Consider the following 21,073-nt stretch of genomic DNA (forward strand, 5'->3'; position numbering starts at 1 on the left):
TTTGGGCCGTTAGCTCAGTTGGTAGAGCATCCGACTTTTAATCGGATGGTCGTGCGTTCGAGTCGCACACGGCCCACCATAAAATCAAAGGCTTAGGTGATTTTTACCCTAAGCCTTTTTGTTTGTCTGTTCTCTGGTACCTACATGGTACCTACATGCGGTCAGATGGGGGCGCACAATCCACGCCCTTCGACATTTATGCAGTGCCCTGGGCTGAGAGCAATTCCAGCAGAAGGTCTTTGGGGTTGGCGAAGTTCAGCATCTTGTGCGGCCAGCGGTTTAGCCGGGCAATAGCCTCGTACTCGGTCCCTGGATGCAGGGCCTCCGCTTCACTCAGCAGTCGCTGTAGCACTTGGGTCATGTTGTTCATCGCACTGATCACACTGGGGTTGCTGGCTTTGCCGATGTGGACGACCCGCGACCAGTCGAGCATGCGCTGGATTTGGTCTGGGTGAATCTCCTCCGCATCCAGCGTCTCGAACAGGGTTTGGGTAAAAGTCTCGCCCAAGTCGGCGAAGCCAGGACTCTCCACGTCAACTGTCAGCAGGCTGAACAGTGTCAGATCGTGGACAAAGAACACGCACTTGCGCCGCTGGATGATCAGTAGGTTGGCGTGCCAGTTCGCCACCGCGCCGCCGTCGTACGGCGGGTCTGGCGGATAGGGCAGTTCTTTGAGCAGCTTGGCGGTGCAGTGGAGGATCAAGTTTGTCTGGTTTCTTTGTACCTAGCACTGCCCATTACCCATAACCCTCAATACACCAGCCTGCCTCGCCAGCCATCAACTTCACGCCCAGGCACATATGCTGTAGAACCTGGTATCCCGTCCACATCACCTGATGGCCTGGCGCGAGATCGTGGGTGCGACCCAAATGGCCTCCCAGTTTGGCGACCAGGGCAATGGCATCGGTCAGCTGATCAGCCGGGACTCGACAAATATCCAGTGCCTCGATGTCTTTTTTCTCGTTGTCCTTATCAACCTCAACCACCAACGGGGTTTTGGGTTTGGTTCCTTCGCCCATGGCCTTGCGTTCCAGTTCGACGCCTTCGGCCTGGATGGATTCGACAAAATCCATGAAGGCATCGGTTCCCACCACGCTGACATATTCTTCCACCCCACCGGGGTACATCTTGCGCAGGCCGCGCCCCAGGGTCTGCTCCGGCAGGATGTTGCTTTTGGCAGAATAGGCCCGCAGCCCCACGATGGTGGTCACGTTGCGAACGTCCCAGCCTTCTTTCAGCATCAGCACCGATACTATGGCCTTGTAGGGGCTTTCCATCGAGTCAATCTCGTTGGATTGTTTGCGCAGTTTTTCTAGTTCGTCCTTGTTTGCCTTCGCATCTGAAATCTCACCTTGTTTATTTGTGTGAATCGTCAAGACCGCGTCTTTCAGATCGGGGTAACGTCCTTCTAAGTACGCCGCCACGTCGTCGCAGTTCTTGGTGTCGTCGGTCATTACAAAGAGGATGGCCTTCTTGCCCAGCTTTTCATGCTCGGCATAGGCCTTGCGCCATTCGATCACGCCCAGGTCGAGATAGTCCCCGTACTTCTCCGTGTAGCGCACGCTTTGCCGCTCTTGCAGCTTGGCCCGACTGGGTGCATCCGGCAAGACGGGATGCTTCACCACGTTCTGCGAGATCGCCTCCACCAGCGGATAGTCGGAGATGGTCTGCACAAAGATTGCGCCATTGTTGTGCTTGGGTGTCGCCGTCACGTCGAGTTGCAAGCTGAGCGCATCGCCCTTCTGCAACAGCCGGTTGTGAATATCCTCGATGGACTTGAACCAGGCCAGCTTGGCGTCGTGAATATGGTGCGCCTCATCGTTCAGTACCATCAGCTCGTCGATGTCGCGCACGATGTCGCCCAGGTCCACAGTGGAATCGGTGGTTGCTCCGGTCGGCCGCTTGCCGAAGAAATAGTCCATGCTGTTGTCGTCATCCGGCGAGGGAGGGAGATCGTTGCCGGAATAGACGCGGTGGATGTTGGTCAGAAAGATATTGCCGGTGGGATGCGTCACCCGCACCTCATCCTGCAGATGCAGGGTCAACTGGAAATCGTCGCGCCAGTTGCGGCCGTCGAAACCGTTGTCCGGGATCACGGGGTCGGTAAAGAAGATGCTCAGCCCCTCAAAATCCTTGTAGATGCGATCCAGCACGATGATGTTGGGGGCAATCACCAGAAAGTTGCGCGCCAGCTCCGAACCCGGCTCGTAGGTCTTGTGAAAGAAACTCCAGGCCAGCGCCAGGCTCATCACCTTGGTCTTTCCCGAGCCGGTGGCCATTTTGATCACATAGCGCCGCCAGTTCTCATCGAACATCTGTGCCGACACCGCGCCACTTGAGTCAAAGCGCATCAGGTCAAACTTGTCCTTGGCCCCCACCACGTCATACAGATAAATGATGGTCTCCAGCGCCTCGCGCTGGGCAAAGAAGTATTGAAACTCTGTTGAACCCTCGCCCCCAGCCCCTCTCCCAGAGGGCGAGGGGAGCAGGTGTGGCTCTTTGAACCACCAGTTCAGCAGGCTCTTGCTGGTATCGGTCGCGCCTACATAACCGCTATCACGAAAGGCTTTGACCTTGCGGCGCAGTTGCTGCACCAGCGGCGGCATTAACTTATCCGCACTGGTCTCTCGCAATGCCTCGTCCGCCGGGAACCAGCGGATTTCCGGGTCAAGAATGGCATGGGGCGAATCGGGAAAGTCAGGATGCAGGGCCATTACTTGTCCTCCAGGCGTTTGATGCCCTGATCTCCCACCAGCACGCGCATTTGTTGGATAGCGATCCGATTCAGCCGGAGCAGTCGCTCGGGCTGGGCGACCCAGCGCTTGGGTGTCAGCGAAAAGCTGTTGAGCCCCGCCTGATTTCTAATTCCATCGAATTCGATGGAATTGAACTCCGGGTTGTTCAACTGTTCCCAAATGCCGAGGAACTCGATGGTATTCCGGTTGCGCAGCCAGTTCTGGATGATGTAGTCCCCTCGCTCGGCATCCCGGTGGCGGGCAATATCAGTCAGGGAGATGAAGTCGTCCTCCGCAATGCGCGATACCTTGACGGAGGTGTCCAGCACCTCGATCTCGCGGTTTTTCCGGCTCACACCGCCACCTCCACGATGGTCATGGTGTCGTTGCCGAAGATGTCCACCACCTTCACCGCCACCTTGCGTCGGCCCGGTGGGCATTCATGGGCGACGCTGATCAGCTCCAGCGATCGGTCCTTCTTGGTGCGGAAGCTCTGCCACTCGTTCTCGAACACATAGTCGCCGGTCCACTGTTCCTCGGTCTCGCCGGTTTCCGGGTTCTGCACGCGGATAATCTCGCGTTTGCTCTCGAAGTCGAAATCCACGCTCCAGTAGTCGATCCAGTCGGTCCAGTGCTGGGTCAGTTGTTCGCGGGTGATTACGCCGTCCTTGTCTGCGCTCACTTTCACGATCTGGCCGCGCTCGACGACGATCTTGCTGCCCTTCTTCTTCAAGCTGGCCTCGGCGTTGGCGACGGAGTCCTGCGAGTAGAACACCGAGAAGTCGGTCAGTTCCACCGCCAGGGTATTGCCCTTAATGTGCGGTTTGACCTCAATGAAGGAAACATCGTGGAACACCACCTGATTCTTCTCCACCGCCCGTTTGTCGAAGACCTCGGCGGGAATGTACTTGGGCGCTATGTCTATGCCCTTGCCGTGCGCCTCGTCCAGCACGTTGGGGAAGAGTCCCATCTCGAACTCGAAGCCGAGAATGTCCACCCGGCTGATGTGCTTCTTGCGGCACTCCAGGATGATCTCTTCAACAAACAGCCGAGTGACCGGCAGGTTCACCGGCCCTACCGCCACCAGCCGCCCGGCGCGTTTGCCGTGGAAACACTCGAACTGGGTTATTGATTGTGCGCGGTAGGCCGTCAGAATCAAATCCACGAAAGCCCTTTCTTTTTCTTCGTTTAGTTTTTTAACCGCCAATAAACGCGAATTAACGCCAATATCTTCTTCTGATTCGCGTCCATTCGCGTCCATTCGTGGTTCCAATCCAATAAAATGTTGGCGCTCGTACTTGCCCAGGTTGAGGATCTCAAAGGCGCGGTAGTCCTTGCCGTCTTCTTTAAGCTGACGCTGCATGCCGATCAGGCGCTTGCGGGTGGTATGAATGGCGAACTTGCCCAGGTCGGTGGCGATCCATTTGCGGCCGAGTTTTTCCGCTACAGCTGCAACGGTTCCTGAGCCACAAAAGAAATCAGCAACGAGGTCACCTTCATTTGACGATGCGCTAATAATTATCTCCAACAACGCCTCTGGTTTTTGCGTTGGGTAATCGACTCGTTCTTTTGCCTGTGGATTGACAGGAGGAATGTCGTTCCATACCGAATCAACAATATCTCCTTCGACCTCATCTAAATAAATTATTCGCGTCCCTCCAGCGGTGGGATTCACGTCGTCTCTATATTTCCTGCCGTTCTCATCAGTCTTCCACCGCTTCAGGTATTCTTCGCTGTGGGGCCGAAATTGCGTATGCCAAATAAATCTGCTCTTATTTCGGCGGTAGGAAATAATGTCATCATGCTTCTGAGGAAACTTCTTTGCTGTTTTTCGTTTGAATGAGAAATAGGCCGTCATCCTCGCCCTTGAAATGGGCTGGTGTACTGGACCATAACCATTCCACCGCGCTGGCCACAAGCTCTGCCTTCACCGGATTCATGGCGACATAGCGAAACGCCGCCATCAGGTGCGATTCATCCATGGCAACGGATCCAAACCGTCCCTGAAACAGATGGCCGGTCACCCGTAGTCGTGCATTGATATAGGCCAACATCGGGTTACGCTGCGCTAACCCAACCTATGGAGCTGACCTACTCACTCATTCTTCTCTGCATCCCATCAAGTCCCCAGTCGCGTCAACAGCCCCTCCAGCTCTTCGTCCAGGGGGGCGCTGAAGCGGCGTAGCCTTTTGTCCCCCGGCGGGACGAAGCCGAGGCTGGCGGCGTGCAGGAACAGGCGCTTCAGGCCCAGGCCTCGCAGCTGTTCATTGATCTGTGCATCGCCGTATTTCTCGTCCCCACCGATGGGCGAGCCCAGGTGGGCGGCGTGGACCCGGATCTGGTGGGTGCGTCCGGTCTCCAGCTGGGCCTCCACCAGGCTGTATCCGGCAAAGCGGCGCTGTACGCTGAACTGGGTCTGCGCCGGTTTGCCCCGAGGATCGACCCGCACCATGCGCTCGCCGCCCTGGGTGACGTTCTTCAGCAGGGGGGCATCGACCCGCTCCTTGCTGCGCCGCCAGCGCCCGGCGAGCAGGGCCAGGTAGCGCTTTTCAACCCGATTGAGGCGGATTTGTTCGTGCAGGTCGCGCAGTACCGAGCGCCTCTTGGCTAGCAGCAGGCAGCCGGAGGTGTCGCGGTCGATGCGATGCACCAGCTCCAGCCCGCTCTCCTGCGGGCGCATGGCGCGCAGGGCCTCGATCAGGCCAAAGCTCAGGCCGCTGCCACCATGCACCGCCAGCCCCGATGGCTTGTTGATCAACAGCAGGCCCTCGTCCTCAAACAGAATCCGCCGCTCCAACAGCTCTTGCAGCGGACGCGGCGGTGCGCCGGCCTGCTCCGGCGTGGCCACGCGGATCGGCGGTATGCGCACCTGATCCCCCGCCGTCAGGCGGGTGCTGGCGTTGACCCGGCCCTTGTTCACCCGCACCTCGCCCTTGCGCAGGATGCGGTAGATATGGCTCTTGGGCACACCTTTCAAATAGCGCAGCAGGAAATTATCCAGCCGCTGGCCGGCATCCTCGCTGCTGGCCTGGTAGATATGGGGGCGGGTGAAATCGGGGCTGGCGTTCATGGCGGGCATGGTATCAGAAGGCACAGGAAGCGCCGAACGGCAGGGCTTGGCTGATGGCTGACGGCTGACCGCTCTTTTCATGCAAAAGATTGCCGTCAGGCCAATGACTTGCTATATTTTGCCACCGTGATGGCTCAACTGCCCTGGGCAAACCGCCAGCACCGATACAAATTGAAAGAACACGGAGCGCCTGCCACGGCAGGCGCTCCCAGGGGTCACCCCCCACCACCGCAAACCTGCGGTCCCCTGCGAGCCTGCCGCTGCATCGCCCTGCGAACGCCCCGGTCTCGTCATCGTGAACAAGCACCGAGCGCCCTCCTCCGGTTGGCGCATCGGCCGAGTAATACTGATTATGCCGACGATACTCATTTTCCTTTTTCATCTTCTCATTCCAGCCCCTCAGGCCCTGAGAGCAAGGTCAATTGTGGTTCGTCGCGCTGAGAGAACGAACCCCCATGAAAAGAATGCTAATCAACGCCACCCAGCCCGAAGAGCTGCGCGTGGCCATAGTCGATGGCCAAAAGCTGTTCAACCTGGACATAGAACATCCGGGTCGGGAACAAAAAAAGGCCAATATCTACAAAGGCAAAATCACCCGGGTTGAGCCCAGCCTGGAGGCCGCCTTCGTTGAATACGGCTCCGAGCGCCACGGCTTTCTGCCGCTCAAAGAGATCGCCCGCAGCTACTTCAGCAGCAATGTAGAGAGCCCCAGCCGGGCCAACATCAAGGACGCGGTCAAGGAGGGCACCGAGGTCATCATCCAGGTAGAAAAGGAAGAGCGCGGCAACAAGGGCGCGGCGCTGACCACCTTTGTCTCCCTGGCCGGCCGCTATCTGGTGCTGATGCCCAACAACCCCCGCGCCGGCGGCGTATCGCGCCGCATCGAGGGTGAGGAACGCAGCGACCTGCGCGAGGCCATGAGCCTGCTCGACATCCCCGAGGGCATGGGCCTGATCGTGCGTACCGCCGGCATCGGCAAGAACGCCGAAGAGTTGCAGTGGGACCTCAACTACCTGCTGCAGCTGTGGGAGGCGATTGAGCGCTCTGCCAACAGCAAGCCGGCCCCCTTCCTCATCTACCAGGAAAGCGACATCATCATCCGCTCGATCCGCGACCATCTGCGTTCGGATATCGGCGAGATCATCATCGACCACCCCGACTACCACGACCAGGCCACCCAGTTCATCCGCCAGGTGATGCCCGATTACGAGCGCAAGCTGCGCCTGTATAACGATGAGGTTCCGCTGTTCAGCCGTTACCAGATCGAGATGCAGATCGAGTCGGCCTACCAGCGCGAGCTGCGCCTGCCCTCCGGCGGTGCCATCGTCATCGACCCCACCGAGGCGCTGACCTCGGTGGATGTCAACTCCGCCCGCGCCACCAAGGGCGCCGACATCGAAGAAACCGCGCTGAAGACCAACCTGGAGGCGGCCGATGAGATCGCCCGCCAGCTGCGCCTGCGCGACCTCGGCGGCCTGTTCGTTATCGACTTCATCGATATGACCCCGGCACGCAACCAGCGCGAGGTGGAAAACCGCCTCAAGGACGCCCTCAAGCACGACCGCGCCCGAGTGCAGATCGGCCGCATCTCCCGCTTCGGCCTGCTGGAGATGTCGCGCCAACGCCTGCGCCCCTCCCTTGGCGAGGCCACCCAGCTCACCTGCCCGCGCTGTAGCGGCCACGGCAGCATCCGCAGCGTGGCCTCCCTGGCCCTGTCGGTGCTGCGCATCATCGAAGAGGAGGCGATGAAGGACAACACCGGCCGCATCGTCGCCCAGCTGCCGGTACAGGTGGCCACCTTCCTGCTGAATGAAAAGCGCTCGGCCATCGCCGATATCGAAAAGCGTCAGGAGGTCGAGGTCGTGCTGGTACCCAACACCCAGCTGGACACGCCCCACTTCAAGGTCGAGCGCCAGCGCGCCAGCGACCTGTCTCAGGACGAGGAAAACCGCCCCAGCTACGAGCTGGCCGAGGAGATCGAAGAGAGCGAAGAAACCGGCATCAGCCAACCGCAGCAGTTCGAGCAACCCATGGTCAAGCCCCTGGCCCACACCGGCCCGGCACCGACACGGCCCGAACCGCAGCACCCGCCCGCCAGCGAGGCCAGCGAATCCCCGGTACCCAAGGCCAAATCCGGCTTTCTCAAGCGCCTGCTGGGCATGTTCATCAGCGATGAAGAGGGCCGCAGCAGCGAGCAGGGCGGCCGCCAGCAGGAGCAGGCAGAGGCAAAGCAGCCTAACCCGGACAACCGCCGCAACAACAACGGCCGCCCGCGCCGTGGCCCCCGCGCCCGGCCACAACAGGAACGCGACGACAGCCAAAAGGCCCCAGCCAAGCGCACCATCAGCAGCCGCAAGCGCAGCGAAGGCAACGCCAACGCCCCCGGCAAGCCCAACAGCGGCAATAGCGCGAACAACGGCAATAGCGACAACAGCGGCACCGAGGCCGACTCGGCCCAGGCGGCAGGCCCGGTCACCAGGGGGCCGGATGGCCCGGAGGAGCAGCTGGACGAGCCGCAACGCAAGGGCCGCCGGGGTCGGCGCGGCGGACGGCGGCGGCGCAACACCCGCTCTGACCAGCAGACGGACCTGGCCAACGAGTCGGAAAACCCGGAGACAAGCGAGCAGTCCGGCCCGGATCAGGCCGCTCCCACCCCTGCCCCCGCTCCTGGCCCTGATTCAACCAAGCCAGAATCGGGCGCAGACACGGCGACCCCTGAACAGCCGACCCAGGCGGAACAGCGGCAGGACGCCGAGCAGGATCGGGACGAAACCCCCGACCGCGCCACGCCAGCGCAAGCAAAGACAAGCGCAGAGACACCGGCCCAGGTATCGGCTCAGGGGGCCGCGCAGGGTACCGAGCAGGACTCAGCACCCCAGGCGGAGCCAACGGCCACACCAAGCACAGACAAGGCAGAGGCCAAGGCCGAAGACGCGGATGTAGGCCAGGGCGATGAGGCGCTAAAGAAGCCCAGCCGCAAAAAGGCCGCCAGCAAGGTCGCTGTGAAGGCCGATACCGATCCCGATCAGGCCGAGGCAGAGGAAAAGGCTGTAGATAGCGAGGCGGAGGTGCCCAAGAAACCGGCCCGACGCAAGGCCCCGGCAAAGAAGGCAGCGAGCAAGAAGAGCACGGCGAAAAAGACCGACAGCGCCACCGAGCCAAGGCCCAGCCAGGCGCAGGAAACACCGGAACAACCGGCCCAGGCCACCCCTGCGGCAGCAAGCCCCGACCCGGCCCCACCTGCACCGGCCCAGCCCGCCCCGACAGAGACTACCGCCGCCCCGGCCAGCCCGGACGCACCGGCCAAGCCCGCAGCAGAGGCCGAACCCGCGACCGAAGCGGCAGCCCCCAAGGTCTCGGCAGGGCCGATCCGGCGCAACGTACCCGAGGACGAATGGGTACCCAGCGGCCCGATCAAATAACGCAAACCCAGGAGACGGAGGACGGAGGACGGAAGACAGAATCTTGTGTCGCTACGCGACAGATCATTAAACCCGGCGCGCAGCGCCCCTGTCATCTGTCCTCAGTCTTCTGTCCTCTGTCCCCTGATGTGCTCAAGCAGGCCCTGGGCTGCGGCATCCACCATGTCAAATACCCGCTCAAAGCCGTTCTGACCGCCGTAGTAGGGGTCTGGCACCTCGTTAATCTGCAACTGCGGGGCGTAATCCATGAACATGCCCAGCCTGTGCTCAGCCCCCTTTGGGCAGAGGGCGGCCAGGCCCTGGTAGTTGTTTCGGTCCATGGCCAGGATGTAGTCAAAGTATTCAAAATCCTCTACCTGTACCTGACGACCACGCAGGTCGCTCAGGTCAAAGCCACGGGAGCGCGCCGTTTCCTGGGCGCGGCCATCCGGTGGAGAGCCGATGTGGTAGCTGTGGGTGCCGGCCGAGTCGATCTCTATCGCCTGCTCCAGGCCCTGTTGCCGCACCAAATCACGAAACACCCCGTGGGCCGTGGGCGATCTGCAGATATTGCCCATGCAAACGAAAAGCACCTTGATTTTTTTGTCTTTGTTCATGGAAATACCTAACCGAAAGAAGGACGCAGAGGGCGCAAAGCAGCGTGGAGAACGCAGAGTTTACATCGGATTGACCGATAAATTTTCGATCCATTGGCTCACTAACCACTCGCCCCTCTCATCTTCAAGGAGAGAGGCTCAAATTCCCCCTTTACAATGGGGGGCAGGGGGATTTATTCAGCGTCTGCGTGATTATCCCTTGGCGAGCCCCTTGACGATCAAAGGCCGCCCTATGCGCTCAACCCTCTGTCCTCAGCCCTCTGCCCCCTGTTTTCTGTTTCACCAAAATAACAGCTGAAGGTACTGCCCTTGCCTACCTCACTGTCGATCTGCAGGTGGCCATTGTGGCGGGTGAGTACGTGCTTGACAATAGCCAGACCCAGGCCGGTGCCGCCGCTTTGGCGTGAGCGGCCGATATCCACCCGGTAGAAACGTTCGGTCAAGCGCGGGATATGTTCCTGGTCGATGCCGATGCCGCTGTCGCTGACCGAGAAGCAGGGCTGGCCCTGCCGCAGGCCCCAGCGCATCCGGATACAGCTGCCCGCCGGGCTGTAGCGCACGGCGTTGTTGACCAGATTGGAGAAGGCGCTGTACAGCTCGTTGACGCTGCCACGGATGTTCACCTCGGTGTCCAGTTCTGTCTCGATCTGGTGCCCGTTGTCGCCGCTGAGCCCTTCCGCCTCCTCGCGCACGGCATGTAGCAGGGGCTCCATCTCCACCGGCCCCTGGGCATCCAGGCCCCGGCTCGATTCCAGCCGCGCCAGCAGCAGCAGATCCTCCACCAGACGCTGCATGCGCAGAGACTGCTTATGCATCTGCACAAAGGCCTGGTGCCAGGGTTGCAGGGCCTCGTCCTCGGCCTCGCTGAGCATCTCCATGTAGCCGTGGACCACGGTCAGCGGGGTGCGGATCTCATGGGAGACGTTGGCGACAAAGTCACGGCGTACGGTTTCCAGCTGTTGCAGCCGGGTGATGTCACGGGCCTGGAACAGACGCTTGCCCTTGCCGTAGGGGACGATGCGTACCTCCAGGGTGATGCTCTGGTCCAGCGGCGCGGGGATCTGCAGGGGTTTGGTGTAGTCTTGCTCGCGGAAGCTGCGCCGAAAGATGGGGTCTTGGATCACCTGATCTATGCTCATCTGCTTGGCGCTGCGGCCACTGAGCTGGAGCAATTCCGCCGCAGCCGAGTTCCACCATTCGATACGATCGTGGTCGTCGATGACGATGGTGGCGTCCGGCAGGGCGTCGGTGGATTCCTGAAAGCCGTCGAGCATGCTGCGCAGGCGGCGTTTGTGCTTGCGGCTGCGCTCGCGCAGCTCGCTGCCGGTGGCGCAGATGCTCCTCCAGATACCTATGGCCCAGGGCATGCGGTTGCGCTTGGGCCGCTCCAGCCAGCGGCTGAAGCGGTAGAGTTGATACAGGTGCCAGGCCAGATAGAGCAGCACCGGCGGCAACAGGGTGGTAGCGGGGTAACCGTTCCACAAGCCAATGCCGATCAGCAGCAGCAGGGAAAAGGAAACAAAGATCAGCTCGGCGAGCCAACTACGACGACTGATCATCCTGAGGCGGTTTGCACCTGGCCCATGTCAGTTGGCATCGGGCTCGGCGAAGCGGTAGCCGGCACCGCGCACGGTCTGCACATAGCTGTCCGCGCCGAAGGGCTCCAGGGCCTTGCGCAGGCGCCGGATGTGGACATCCACGGTACGCTCTTCGATATAGACATTGGTACCCCAGACCTGATCCAGCAGCATGGTGCGGCTATACACGCGGTCCAGATGGGTCATGAAGAAGTGCAGCAGGCGGAATTCGGTCGGCCCCAGTTCGATCGGGCTGTCACCGGCGCTGACCCGATGGGAGCGCGGGTCCAGCCGCAGTAGGCCGACCACTACCGGGTCTTCCACCGTATGCGGCGCGACGCGGCGCAGCACTACCTTGATCCGCGCCGAGAGTTCCTTGGGCGAGAAGGGCTTGGTGATGTAGTCATCGGCTCCGCATTCCAGGCCTCGCACCTTGTCATCCTCCTCGCCACGGGCGGTGAGCATGATGATGGGGACATCACGGGCCAGGGGATGGCGCTTGAGTTCCCGTGTCAACTCTATGCCGTTGGCATCCCCCGGCAGCATCCAGTCCATCAGGATCAGGTCGGGGATCTGCTCGGCGATACGCTGCCGGGTCTGTTCGGCGTCTTCCGCCTCCAGGGTTTCGTAGCCGCTTTGGCTGAGCACGAAGAGGATCATGCTGCGCACGCTGGCCTCGTCCTCTACTACTAGTATCTTTGCTGCCATGATCTGTCTTGTATGATTGCCCTTCAAGGGCGGCCATTAGACCTGAGCAACAGTTACAGGATGATGACATGGGGCGACCCTCAATCCCGCCCCTTGCCGCCGCTGAGCATGGCCAGAGACTGGCGCAGCAGCTCGGCGCGGTAGTGTATGTCACGCGCCTGCTCGTCCACCTCGCCCCGGCCGATGCTGGGGTGCAACAGCTTGGCCGAGGCCTTGAGCATCTGCTCCAGCAGGTGGTCCATCTCCTCCATCTCGGCAGACAGCAGGCGTTGCTTGGTCTCCAACAGTTGTTGCAGCTGCGGCCGCAAGGCCCTGATCTCGCCCGCGGCCTCGCTATCCTCCTGCTCGGCCAGCTGCATGATGCGTTGCAGCTGAGTGCAGGCCTCGGCCTCGTCCATGGATTGACGCCACCAGTTGATGAAGCGGTTGCGGTGCTGCGCCAGGGTGTTGAGGTAGCCGGCCATCTGGTTGACCTCATCCCGCCCACCAGGCACATGGGGCAGGGGCCGCACCAGTTCGGTGTAGGTAAGCCGCTCCAGCATCTGCGTCATGCGCGCAAGGGGGCGGACGATATTGAGGCCCAGGCGCAGGGCGAACCAGAGCCCCAGCCCCAGGGCCAGGGCCACCAGCCAGGCCATCCATTCGCTGCGCTGGGCGGCGCGTTGGCGGATCTGCTCGCCCATCTGCGCCATGGACTGGTTGGCCGCCGCCACCTCGTGCCGCACCAGCTCGGTCACCTGCCCCGCCGCCGCCTGCATCTTTAGGGTCTGGCCCGCGATCAGACGGTTTTGCTCTACCAGGGCGAGCAGGTCCCGCTGATAACGCTGCAACAGGGCAAGGAGCCGCTCGCGCTGCTCGGCGCTCACCGTCGAGCCCCGGATGCGGCCCTGGATGGTGCTGATCTGGGCCAGGGCCTGCTGGACGTATTGCTCCTGGTCACGCAGCAGATAGTCCTTCTCATGGCGGCGCAATTGCAACAGGTCGCGCTCCAGATCGGGCACGTAATAGGCCCGGATCAGGGCCTCGATGCGGTGCGCTGCGTCCCGGAAGGGGCCCTTGCCGCCGTTGAGTTCGGCCCCGGCGAGCACCCCCTCGGCGTAGTCCTGGAAGGCGCTGCGGTAGCTGTCGATGTCCCGTTGCAGCTGCTGCTTGACCTCGTCCAGCAGTTGCCCGTCACGCACCAGGGCGTGCAGCCGCTCCAGCCGCTGTTCCACCCGCTGCCGGTACTGCGCCTCGCGGCGCAGGCCCAGGTCCTTCTCGCTGCGGCGGATCTGCATCAGCTCCAGGTAGAGGGCATCGGCATTGAGCTGGGCGGCCATGGCCTGCAGGTCCTGCACCGCCTGACGGAAGGAGCCCTGCAGGCCCTGGGTTTCGTCCAGCCCCTTGCTGACCCAGGCGGTGCGCAGGGCCTGAAAGTGCTGCTGGTAGTTCTGCAGCGTGCCGAGCAATCGCTCGCTGGTGGCCTGCTGTTCGGGTATCAGGCGGGCCAGGTCCATGGCCCGGCGGCGTGCCTGCTCCAGCTGTTCCAGCAGTTGATCGGCCAGCTCTGGCCTTGGCCTGGCAGTGAATTCGGCCTGCAGCCGGGTGGCGCGCAACAGGTGATTCTCCAGCCCGAGCAGCAGGTCCTTGCGCGGTGATTGGCGCTCCATCAGGTCGCGGTAGTCGTGCAGGGACAGGTTGAGGGTCTGCTGGGTTTGCCAGATGACGCCGAGAAACAGGAGCCCCAGCAGGCCAAAGCCCAGGCCGATCTTTTCCCCGATGCGCAGTTGAATAAACAGATTGTGGATAAATCGAGTGTGCATAAACAGACCGCCCATGATCCCCTGCCCGAGTGTCGTCAGTCGGGGCATCATAGCAACAACCTATCCCTTGTGCTGTTTCTGCCATTGCTTGAGGAACTGCGGCAGCTCCTCCGCCGTCAGGGGCGGGGTGCAGTAGTCACCCTGGTAGGCGTAGCAGCCAGCTTGGGTGATGCGCTTGAGGCCGTCCTCGTCGGCCACGCCCTCGGCCACCACGCGCACCTCCAGGCTAGCGGCCAGTTGCACCAGGGCCTGCAGCAGCTTGTCGTCACGCTTCTTGCCGCCCTGCGGGGCCTGCAGCGCGGCCAGGTCCAGCTTGAGCAGGTCTATCGGCATGTCGCGCAACATGCTCAGGGAGGACAGGCCCTTGCCGAAGTCGTCCAGGGCCAGGCTGAAGCCCCGTTCACAGAGGGTGTGCAGGGTGTCGGCCATGGTCGCCATGTCGCGGATGCCAAACTGATCGGTGAACTCCAGCAGCAGCCGGTCCGGCTTCAGGCCGTGCTGCTCCAGCGCCGTGCCGATGCGCTGCGCCAGCTTGGGGTCTTGCAGATCGAGCAGGCTGAGGTTCACCGCCAGGCGCAGCCACTTCAGGCCCTGTTTGTCCCAGGCCTTGATCTGGCGTGCCACCTCGGCCAGCATCCAGTCGGTGACCTTGAGGGTCAGGCGCTGCTTTTCCACCAGGGGCATGAACTCCAGGGGCTGCATCTGCCGACCATCGTAGCTCCAGCTGAGCAGGGCCTCGCAGCCTATGATCTCACTGTCCTTGAGCGCCACCAGGGGCTGAAACAGCAGGCTGAATTCCTGATTCTCCACCGCCAGGGGCAGGGCCTGTTCCAGGGCCTGCTGCTTGGCCACCCGCGAGCAGAGCTTCTTGGAGAAGAACTGGCAGTTGTTCTTGCCGGCGGCCTTGGCCTCGTACATGGCCATGTCGGCGCGCTTGAGTACCTCGTCGATCTCCTCGCCGTCGTCGGGGAAGAAGGCCACCCCCATGCTGGCGCTGACGCGCAGGGTCTCGCCGGCAAACTCGATGGGCTCGGTGATCAGGGTCAGCATCCGCTCGGTGATCTCGCGCACCTTGTTGACGTTCTTGATGTCGGGCAGGAGCAGGGTGAACTCGTCGCCGCCCAGGCGCGACAGGGTATCCACCTTGCGCAGGGAGGGCGGCAGGCGCTGGGCGATGGTGATCAGTACATGATCACCGGCATCGTGGCCGAGGGTGTCGTTGATGAACTTGAAGCCGTCCAGGTCGATGAATACCACGGCGATCTTGCGGTCGCGGCGGCTGGAGAATTGCCGCGCCTGCTCCAGACGGTCACGAAACAGGGTGCGGTTGGGCAGGCCGGTGAGGTTGTCGAAGTGGGCCAGGTTGTACAGGTGCAACTCCTTGCGTTCAACGATCTCCTTGAGCAGGTCCTGAAAGGTGACCACACCGGCGTAGATGCCGTTTTCGCTGATCAGAAAGGCATTCTGGCTGTCGGCGGCATGCTCCCGGGTGATCTGGTGGGCCAGCTCGTCGATGAAACGGGTACTTTCGATGGGTATCTGCGGCTTGAGCAGCTCGCCTATGGCCTTCTTGCGGTACAGATCGCGAAAGAAGGGCCGACTCAGCTCCTCGATGGCCACCAGCCGATCGACCAGCCCCAGCGGCCGGTTGTCCTTGTCCACCACCGGCAGAAAACGGTACTGACGCCGCGCCAGCGCCTGCTCATAGACGCTGATGCAGTTTTCCGTAACCACCACCGGAGGCACCAGTGTAACAAGAGACCCTATTTGCTCGTGCAGATAATCCATCTGATAAGAGACTTCCATCTTCTGCCTTTTGGCGTTGCCGTGAGAGAACGGAACTGGGATAGGGGACTTGAACAGGATTCAGGGCAACCCCGCAGGCCCCCTTTCCCAATGCAAACAGGCAGAGCCTAGTACAAAGCTGTTACAGGCAGATGGCGTTGTTGTGGCAGTCGTCGATTATTCTTGCCGCCTCTATTGCCCCTCCCCCACGGCTTGGCTGGCGGGTTCGGCGGCAAGGGCGTGCAACACCCGCTGGCGCAGCTGTTCCGGGGTGCGGGAGATGAGCGCCTCGGGCACGCCGATCTTGCCCACCAGGCGGTCGTGGTCCTCAAAACCGTAGCTGACCATGAAGGGGTGAAAGCCGTTTTGCAGGGCCGCCTGGTAGTCCTTGCGCTCATCGCCACAGGCAAAGGCCAGCGCCGGGTTGACGGCAAAGCGTTCACGCAGGCGGGCAAGATGGGCGGTCTTCTCCTCACTCAGGGGGACGTGGATAAAGAAATCCAGCTGTTCCAGGTCCACCCCGTGGCGCAGAAACAGCTGCCTCAGGGTCTGCTTGGGCTGGTTGGTGATGTTGCGCGTGACCAGGCCCAGGCGGATCTCCGGGCGAGCCTTGAGCGCCAGGATGAGATCGGCCATGCCGGGGTAGAGGCTGGCCTCCTCGCGGTAGATCTGGGTTAGGGTGTTGATCAGCGCCTTGCGTTTCTGCTTGCCCAGCTGTCGGCGCAGGTTGCTGGGGAACTCCTTCAGCCCGCCCAGGTATTTGAACAGGTTACGGCGCTTCTGAAAACGCTCCAGATCGCCCAGATCCATGTCGTGCAGGCGAAAGGTCTTGCCCAGGGCGCTGAAGGCATCGATGGTGGTGCCATCGGCATCCAGAACAAGCAAACGGTGGGGACTGAACATGGGGTTGGAGGACAGCCTCGGGAATCAACGGGCAGGATTATCCGGTCCAAGTGTTACCGTTGTGCGTCTGCCTGAAGACAGAGGACAGAGGACAGAGTGCTGAGGCGCTGCGCGCCAGTTTTATCTATCTGTCGCGTAGCGACACAAGGTTCTGTCCTCCGTCTTCTGTCCTCCGTTCCTTGTCCTCTGAATCACATATCCGTGGTACTGAGTTCCTGCTTGAGGGCCTCTTCGATCTCCTCGGCCACCAGCTCGACCTTGCGCTCGCTGTGTTCCTCCACCACCATCTCCTGGCGCATACGGCGCCGTTCGGTGTGGTAGGCGTGACCGGTGCCGGCCGGGATCAGGCGGCCGACGATGACGTTTTCCTTCAGCCCCACCAGGTCGTCGCGGCTGCCACGGGTGGCCGCCTCGGTGAGTACCCGTGTGGTCTCCTGGAAAGAGGCCGCCGAGATGAAGGACTCGGTCGCCAGGGAGGCCTTGGTGATACCCAACAGCATGGGCTCGTACTGGGCCTCCAGCTTGTTTTCGCTGCGCGCCTTGTTGTTGACCTCGATCACCCTGGCCTTCTCCATCTGATCGCCACGCAGCAGGCGGGTCTCGCCAGAGCCTGTGATCTCCACCTTGCGCACCATCTGGCGCAGGATCACCTCGATGTGCTTGTCGTTGATCTTTACCCCTTGCAGGCGATAGACGTCCTGGATCTCCTTGACCAGGTATTCGGCCAGGTCGGTGATGCCCTTCAGGCGCAGGATGTCGTGCGGGTTGAGTTCACCATCGGCGATAACCTCGCCCTTCTCCACCTGCTCGCCCTCGAACACGTTGACGTTGCGCCACTTGGGGATCAGCTCCTCGTGGGTGTCGCCCTCGGCATCGGTGATGATCAGCCGCTGCTTGCCCTTGGTGTCCTTGCCGAAGCTGACCGTACCTGTACGCTCGGCGAGGATGGCCGGATCCTTCGGCTTGCGCGCCTCGAACAGATCCGCCACGCGCGGCAGACCGCCGGTGATATCGCGGGTCTTGGAGGACTCCTGCGGGATACGCGCCACCACGTCGCCAACACCCACCTCGGCACCGTCGGTCATGCTGACGATGGCCCCGCTGGGCAGGAAGTAGTGGGCCGGAATATCGGTACCGGCGATGTTCAGATCCTTGCCATCGGCATCCAGCAGCTTGACCAGGGGACGCATGTCCTTGCCCGAGGAGGGCCGCTGCTTGGGGTCCATCACCACCAGGGAGGACAGGCCGGTGACCTCGTCGGTCTGGCTCTGTACCGTCACCCCTTCGATGAAATCGACGAAGGAGACCTTGCCCGCCACCTCGGTGACCACAGGGTGGGTGTGGGGGTCCCAGTTGGCGACGATCTGGCCGGCCTCGACCTCGCCACCATCGGCCACCTGCAGCACGGCACCGTAGGGCAGTTTGTAGCGCTCGCGCTCACGCCCTACCTCATCCTGCACGGTCAACTCACCGGAGCGGGATACCGCCACCAGGTTGCCGCTGCCGTGTACCACCGTCTTGATGTTGTGCAGGCGTACCTTGCCGGTGGACTTGACCTGGATATTGTTCACCGCCGCGGCACGCGAGGCGGCCCCGCCGATGTGGAAGGTACGCATGGTCAGCTGGGTGCCGGGCTCGCCGATGGACTGGGCGGCGATGACGCCCACCGCCTCGCCGATGTTGACCCTGTGGCCACGGGCCAGGTCGCGGCCATAGCACATGGAACAGACGCCCACCTTGGACTGACAGGTGATCGCCGAACGCACCCAGACATGGTCCACCCCGGCCTCGTCCAGGCGTTCCACCCAGGCCTCGTCGAGCAGGGTGCCGGCCTCGCAGAGCACCTCGTCATCGCTGCCCGGCAGGAGGATGTCACTGGCCACCACGCGGCCCAGGATGCGCTCGCGCAGGGCCTCGACCACGTCGCCGCCCTCGATGATGGGTGTCATCAGCAGGCCTTCCTCGGTGCCGCAATCCACCTCCTGCACCACCAGATCCTGCGCCACGTCCACCAGACGGCGGGTCAGGTAACCGGAGTTGGCGGTCTTCAGGGCGGTATCGGCCAGACCCTTGCGCGCGCCGTGGGTGGAGATGAAGTATTGCAGAACGTCCAGCCCCTCACGGAAGTTGGCGGTGATCGGTGTCTCGATGATGGAGCCGTCCGGCTTGGCCATCAGGCCCCGCATACCGGCCAGCTGACGGATCTGGGCGGCGGAGCCACGGGCACCGGAATCGGCCATCATATAAATGGAATTGAACGAGTCCTGTTCCACGGTCTCGCCGGCGCTGTTGGTCAGGCGCTGCTTGCCCAGCTTGGCCATCATCGCCTTGGCCACCAGGTCATTGGTGTGCGACCAGATATCCACCACCTTGTTGTAGCGTTCGCCATTGGTCACCAGGCCCTGGGCGTATTGGGATTCGATCTCCTTCACCTCGTCCTCGGCCTTGGCCAGGATGGCACCCTTCTCCTCCGGCACCACCATGTCGTCGGCGCAGATAGAGACGCCGGCGCGGGTGGCCAGGCGGAAGCCCATGTACATCACCTGGTCGGCGAAGACCACGGTATCCTTCAGGCCCAGGCGGCGGTAACAGGCGTTGAGCAGGCGCGAGATGGGCTTCTTGCCCATGGCCTGATCGACCAGATCGAAGGGCAGGCCCTCGGGCACGATCTCGAACAGCAGGGCGCGGCCCAGGATGGTGTCCTTCACCGGATAGCCGGTGCTGCGCTTGCCTTCCTCGTCAACCACTACCTCGCGCACCCGCACCTTGACCCGTGCATTCAGCTCGGCTGCGCCTGATTCATAGGCGCGACGGGCCTCGGTGATGCTGGAGAAGGCCATGCCCTCGCCCTTGGCGTTGACCTTTTCCCTGGTCATGAAGTAGAGGCCGAGCACCACGTCCTGGGAGGGGACTATAATCGGCTCGCCATTGGCCGGCGAGAGGATGTTGTTGGAGGCCATCATCAGGGCGCGGGCCTCGAGCTGGGCCTCCAGCGACAGGGGCACATGCACCGCCATCTGGTCGCCGTCGAAGTCGGCGTTAAAGGCGGTACAGACCAGCGGATGCAGGTTGATCGCCTTGCCCTCTACCAGCACCGGCTCGAACGCCTGGATGCCGAGACGGTGCAGGGTGGGGGCGCGGTTGAGCATGATCGGGTGTTCGCGGATGACCTCTTCGAGGATGTCCCAGACCACGCCCTCGCCGCGCTCCACCATCTTCTTCGCCGCCTTGATGGTGGTGGCCAGGCCGCGCAGTTGCAGCTTGGAGAAGATGAAGGGCTTGAACAGCTCCAGCGCCATCTTTTTCGGGATACCGCACTGGTGCAGCTTGAGGGTGGGGCCGACCACTATGACCGAGCGGCCGGAGTAATCCACGCGCTTGCCCAGCAGGTTCTGACGGAAGCGGCCCTGCTTGCCCTTGATCATGTCGGCCAGGGACTTCAGCGGCCGCTTGTTGGTGCCGGTGATGGCGCGACCACGACGACCGTTATCCAGCAGGGCATCCACCGACTCCTGCAACATTCGCTTTTCGTTGCGCACTATGATGTCCGGGGCATTCAGGTCGAGCAGACGGCGCAGACGGTTGTTGCGGTTGATCACCCGGCGATAGAGGTCGTTCAGGTCCGAGGTGGCGAAGCGGCCGCCATCCAGGGGCACCAGCGGGCGCAGTTCCGGCGGCAATACCGGCAGCACCGTCATCACCATCCACTCGGGACGGTTGTCGGATTCCAGCAGGGCCTCGATCAGCTTCAGACGCTTGCTGAACTTCTTGATCTTGGTCTCGGAGTTGGTGCCCTGGATCTCCTCGCGCAGGCGCTCGGTCTCACGCGGCAGGTCCAGGTCCTTGAGCAGTTCATAGACCGCCTCGGCACCCATCTTGGCCACGAATTCATCGCCATTCTCTTCCAGCGCCTCCAGGTACTGATCGTCGGTGAGCAACTGCCCGCGCTCCAGGGTGGTCATGCCGGGATCGACCACCACGAAGGATTCAAAATAGAGCACCCGCTCGATATCCCGCAGGGTCATGTCCAGCAGCAGGCCGATGCGCGAGGGCAAAGACTTGAGGAACCAGATGTGCGCCACCGGACAGGCCAGGTCGATATGCCCCATGCGCTCACGGCGTACCTTGGCCAGGGTGACCTCGACGCCGCACTTTTCGCACACCACGCCACGGTGCTTGAGGCGCTTGTATTTGCCGCACAGGCACTCGTAGTCGTTCACCGGGCCGAAGATCTTGGCGCAGAACAGGCCGTCCCGCTCCGGCTTGAAGGTGCGGTAGTTGATCGTTTCTGGCTTTTTGACCTCGCCAAAGGACCAGGAACGTATCATGTCGGGCGAGGCCAGACCGATGCGAATCCCCTCGAACTCGTCGGCCTGTCCCTGCTGCTTCAGGATTTTTAGCAAATCTTTCAAAGTCGTTTCCCCTTGATAGGAAAGTTGAGGAGCAGGATTTGAAGTGCACCCGTACAGGGCCTA

13 protein-coding genes, 1 tRNA gene and 1 pseudogene are annotated in these 21,073 nt (G+C 61.9%); 2 read left to right on the forward strand and 13 right to left on the reverse strand.

Annotated features, from left to right (window positions below; genetic code table 11):
• Positions 1-3: 3 nt before the first annotated feature.
• Positions 4-79, forward strand: a tRNA-Lys gene (locus D5125_00845).
• 117 nt (positions 80-196) lie between these two features.
• On the opposite strand, the gene D5125_00850 is transcribed toward D5125_00845, so the two are convergent.
• The 6 genes and pseudogenes from D5125_00850 to rluC form a co-directional block, all read right to left on the reverse strand.
• A complete protein-coding gene (locus tag D5125_00850) occupies positions 197-703 on the reverse strand; it encodes a hypothetical protein (GenBank protein QFY88144.1) in 507 nt (168 codons plus the stop codon).
• A 229-nt stretch (positions 704-932) separates the two neighbouring features.
• Positions 933-2,714 (reverse strand): annotated as a pseudogene (locus D5125_00855) (DEAD/DEAH box helicase family protein).
• A complete protein-coding gene (locus D5125_00860) occupies positions 2,714-3,175 on the reverse strand; it encodes a KilA-N domain-containing protein (GenBank protein ID QFY88145.1) in 462 nt (153 codons plus the stop codon). Before D5125_00860 ends, D5125_00855 begins: the two are co-directional and overlap by 1 nt.
• A complete protein-coding gene (locus tag D5125_00865) occupies positions 3,088-4,593 on the reverse strand; it encodes a site-specific DNA-methyltransferase (GenBank protein QFY88146.1) in 1,506 nt (501 codons plus the stop codon). The genes D5125_00860 and D5125_00865 overlap by 88 nt, the downstream gene beginning before the upstream one ends.
• Positions 4,535-4,789, reverse strand: a complete 255-nt coding sequence (locus D5125_00870; GenBank protein QPB72188.1) for a hypothetical protein — start codon at positions 4,787-4,789, stop codon at positions 4,535-4,537. The genes D5125_00865 and D5125_00870 overlap by 59 nt, the downstream gene beginning before the upstream one ends.
• Before the next feature lie 65 nt (positions 4,790-4,854).
• The gene (gene rluC, locus D5125_00875) at positions 4,855-5,805 is read right to left on the reverse strand and encodes a 23S rRNA pseudouridine(955/2504/2580) synthase RluC (GenBank protein ID QFY91020.1); all 951 of its coding nucleotides are present in this window, start codon (positions 5,803-5,805) and stop codon (positions 4,855-4,857) included.
• Positions 5,806-6,260: 455 nt separating this feature from the next.
• On the opposite strand from rluC, the gene rne reads away from it, so the two are divergent.
• Positions 6,261-9,227 carry a ribonuclease E gene (gene rne, locus D5125_00880; GenBank protein ID QFY88147.1) on the forward strand — a complete coding sequence of 989 codons (2,967 nt, stop codon included), beginning with the start codon at positions 6,261-6,263 and terminating at the stop codon, positions 9,225-9,227.
• A gap of 101 nt (positions 9,228-9,328) precedes the next feature.
• Here rne and D5125_00885 read toward each other — a convergent pair whose 3' ends face one another.
• From D5125_00885 to rpoC, 7 genes are all read right to left on the reverse strand, one after another.
• Positions 9,329-9,823 carry a low molecular weight phosphotyrosine protein phosphatase gene (locus D5125_00885; protein QFY88148.1) on the reverse strand — a complete coding sequence of 165 codons (495 nt, stop codon included), beginning with the start codon at positions 9,821-9,823 and terminating at the stop codon, positions 9,329-9,331.
• Between the two features lie 230 nt (positions 9,824-10,053).
• A complete protein-coding gene (phoR, locus tag D5125_00890) occupies positions 10,054-11,382 on the reverse strand; it encodes a phosphate regulon sensor histidine kinase PhoR (protein ID QFY88149.1) in 1,329 nt (442 codons plus the stop codon).
• Between the two features lie 27 nt (positions 11,383-11,409).
• The gene (gene phoB, locus D5125_00895; protein QFY88150.1) at positions 11,410-12,108 is read right to left on the reverse strand and encodes a phosphate regulon transcriptional regulator PhoB; all 699 of its coding nucleotides are present in this window, start codon (positions 12,106-12,108) and stop codon (positions 11,410-11,412) included.
• A gap of 80 nt (positions 12,109-12,188) precedes the next feature.
• Positions 12,189-13,910, reverse strand: coding sequence for a hypothetical protein (locus D5125_00900; protein ID QFY88151.2), 1,722 nt, complete (start codon positions 13,908-13,910; stop codon positions 12,189-12,191).
• 60 nt (positions 13,911-13,970) lie between these two features.
• Positions 13,971-15,716 (reverse strand): EAL domain-containing protein, encoded by a 1,746-nt coding sequence (locus D5125_00905; GenBank protein ID QFY88152.1) that lies wholly within the window; start codon positions 15,714-15,716, stop codon positions 13,971-13,973.
• Between the two features lie 171 nt (positions 15,717-15,887).
• A complete protein-coding gene (locus D5125_00910; GenBank protein QFY88153.1) occupies positions 15,888-16,598 on the reverse strand; it encodes an HAD family hydrolase in 711 nt (236 codons plus the stop codon).
• Between the two features lie 191 nt (positions 16,599-16,789).
• Positions 16,790-21,010: a DNA-directed RNA polymerase subunit beta' gene (gene rpoC, locus D5125_00915; GenBank protein QFY88154.1), complete on the reverse strand. Its 4,221-nt coding sequence runs from the start codon at positions 21,008-21,010 to the stop codon at positions 16,790-16,792.
• Positions 21,011-21,073: the final 63 nt, after the last annotated feature.

Origin of the sequence: gamma proteobacterium SS-5 (genome assembly GCA_009497875.2) — a bacterium.
Taxonomy (GTDB): domain Bacteria; phylum Pseudomonadota; class Gammaproteobacteria; order Chromatiales; family Chromatiaceae; genus Magnetovirga; species Magnetovirga frankeli.

What these genes read in the sequence shown, in the direction of transcription:
- rluC (QFY91020.1), bottom strand. Translation starts at nt 5,805, where the DNA reads ATGAACGCCAGCCCCGATTTCACCCGCCCCCATATCTACCAGGCCAGC.
- D5125_00860 (QFY88145.1), bottom strand. Translation starts at nt 3,175, where the DNA reads ATGCCCACCGGGCCGACGCAAGGTGGCGGTGAAGGTGGTGGACATCTT.
- phoR (QFY88149.1), bottom strand. Translation starts at nt 11,382, where the DNA reads ATGATCAGTCGTCGTAGTTGGCTCGCCGAGCTGATCTTTGTTTCCTTT.
- D5125_00885 (QFY88148.1), bottom strand. Translation starts at nt 9,823, where the DNA reads ATGAACAAAGACAAAAAAATCAAGGTGCTTTTCGTTTGCATGGGCAAT.
- rne (QFY88147.1), top strand. Translation starts at nt 6,261, where the DNA reads ATGAAAAGAATGCTAATCAACGCCACCCAGCCCGAAGAGCTGCGCGTG.
- phoB (QFY88150.1), bottom strand. Translation starts at nt 12,108, where the DNA reads ATGGCAGCAAAGATACTAGTAGTAGAGGACGAGGCCAGCGTGCGCAGC.
- D5125_00865 (QFY88146.1), bottom strand. Translation starts at nt 4,593, where the DNA reads ATGACGGCCTATTTCTCATTCAAACGAAAAACAGCAAAGAAGTTTCCT.
- D5125_00905 (QFY88152.1), bottom strand. Translation starts at nt 15,716, where the DNA reads ATGGAAGTCTCTTATCAGATGGATTATCTGCACGAGCAAATAGGGTCT.
- D5125_00910 (QFY88153.1), bottom strand. Translation starts at nt 16,598, where the DNA reads ATGTTCAGTCCCCACCGTTTGCTTGTTCTGGATGCCGATGGCACCACC.
- D5125_00900 (QFY88151.2), bottom strand. Translation starts at nt 13,910, where the DNA reads ATGCACACTCGATTTATCCACAATCTGTTTATTCAACTGCGCATCGGG.
- D5125_00870 (QPB72188.1), bottom strand. Translation starts at nt 4,789, where the DNA reads ATGTTGGCCTATATCAATGCACGACTACGGGTGACCGGCCATCTGTTT.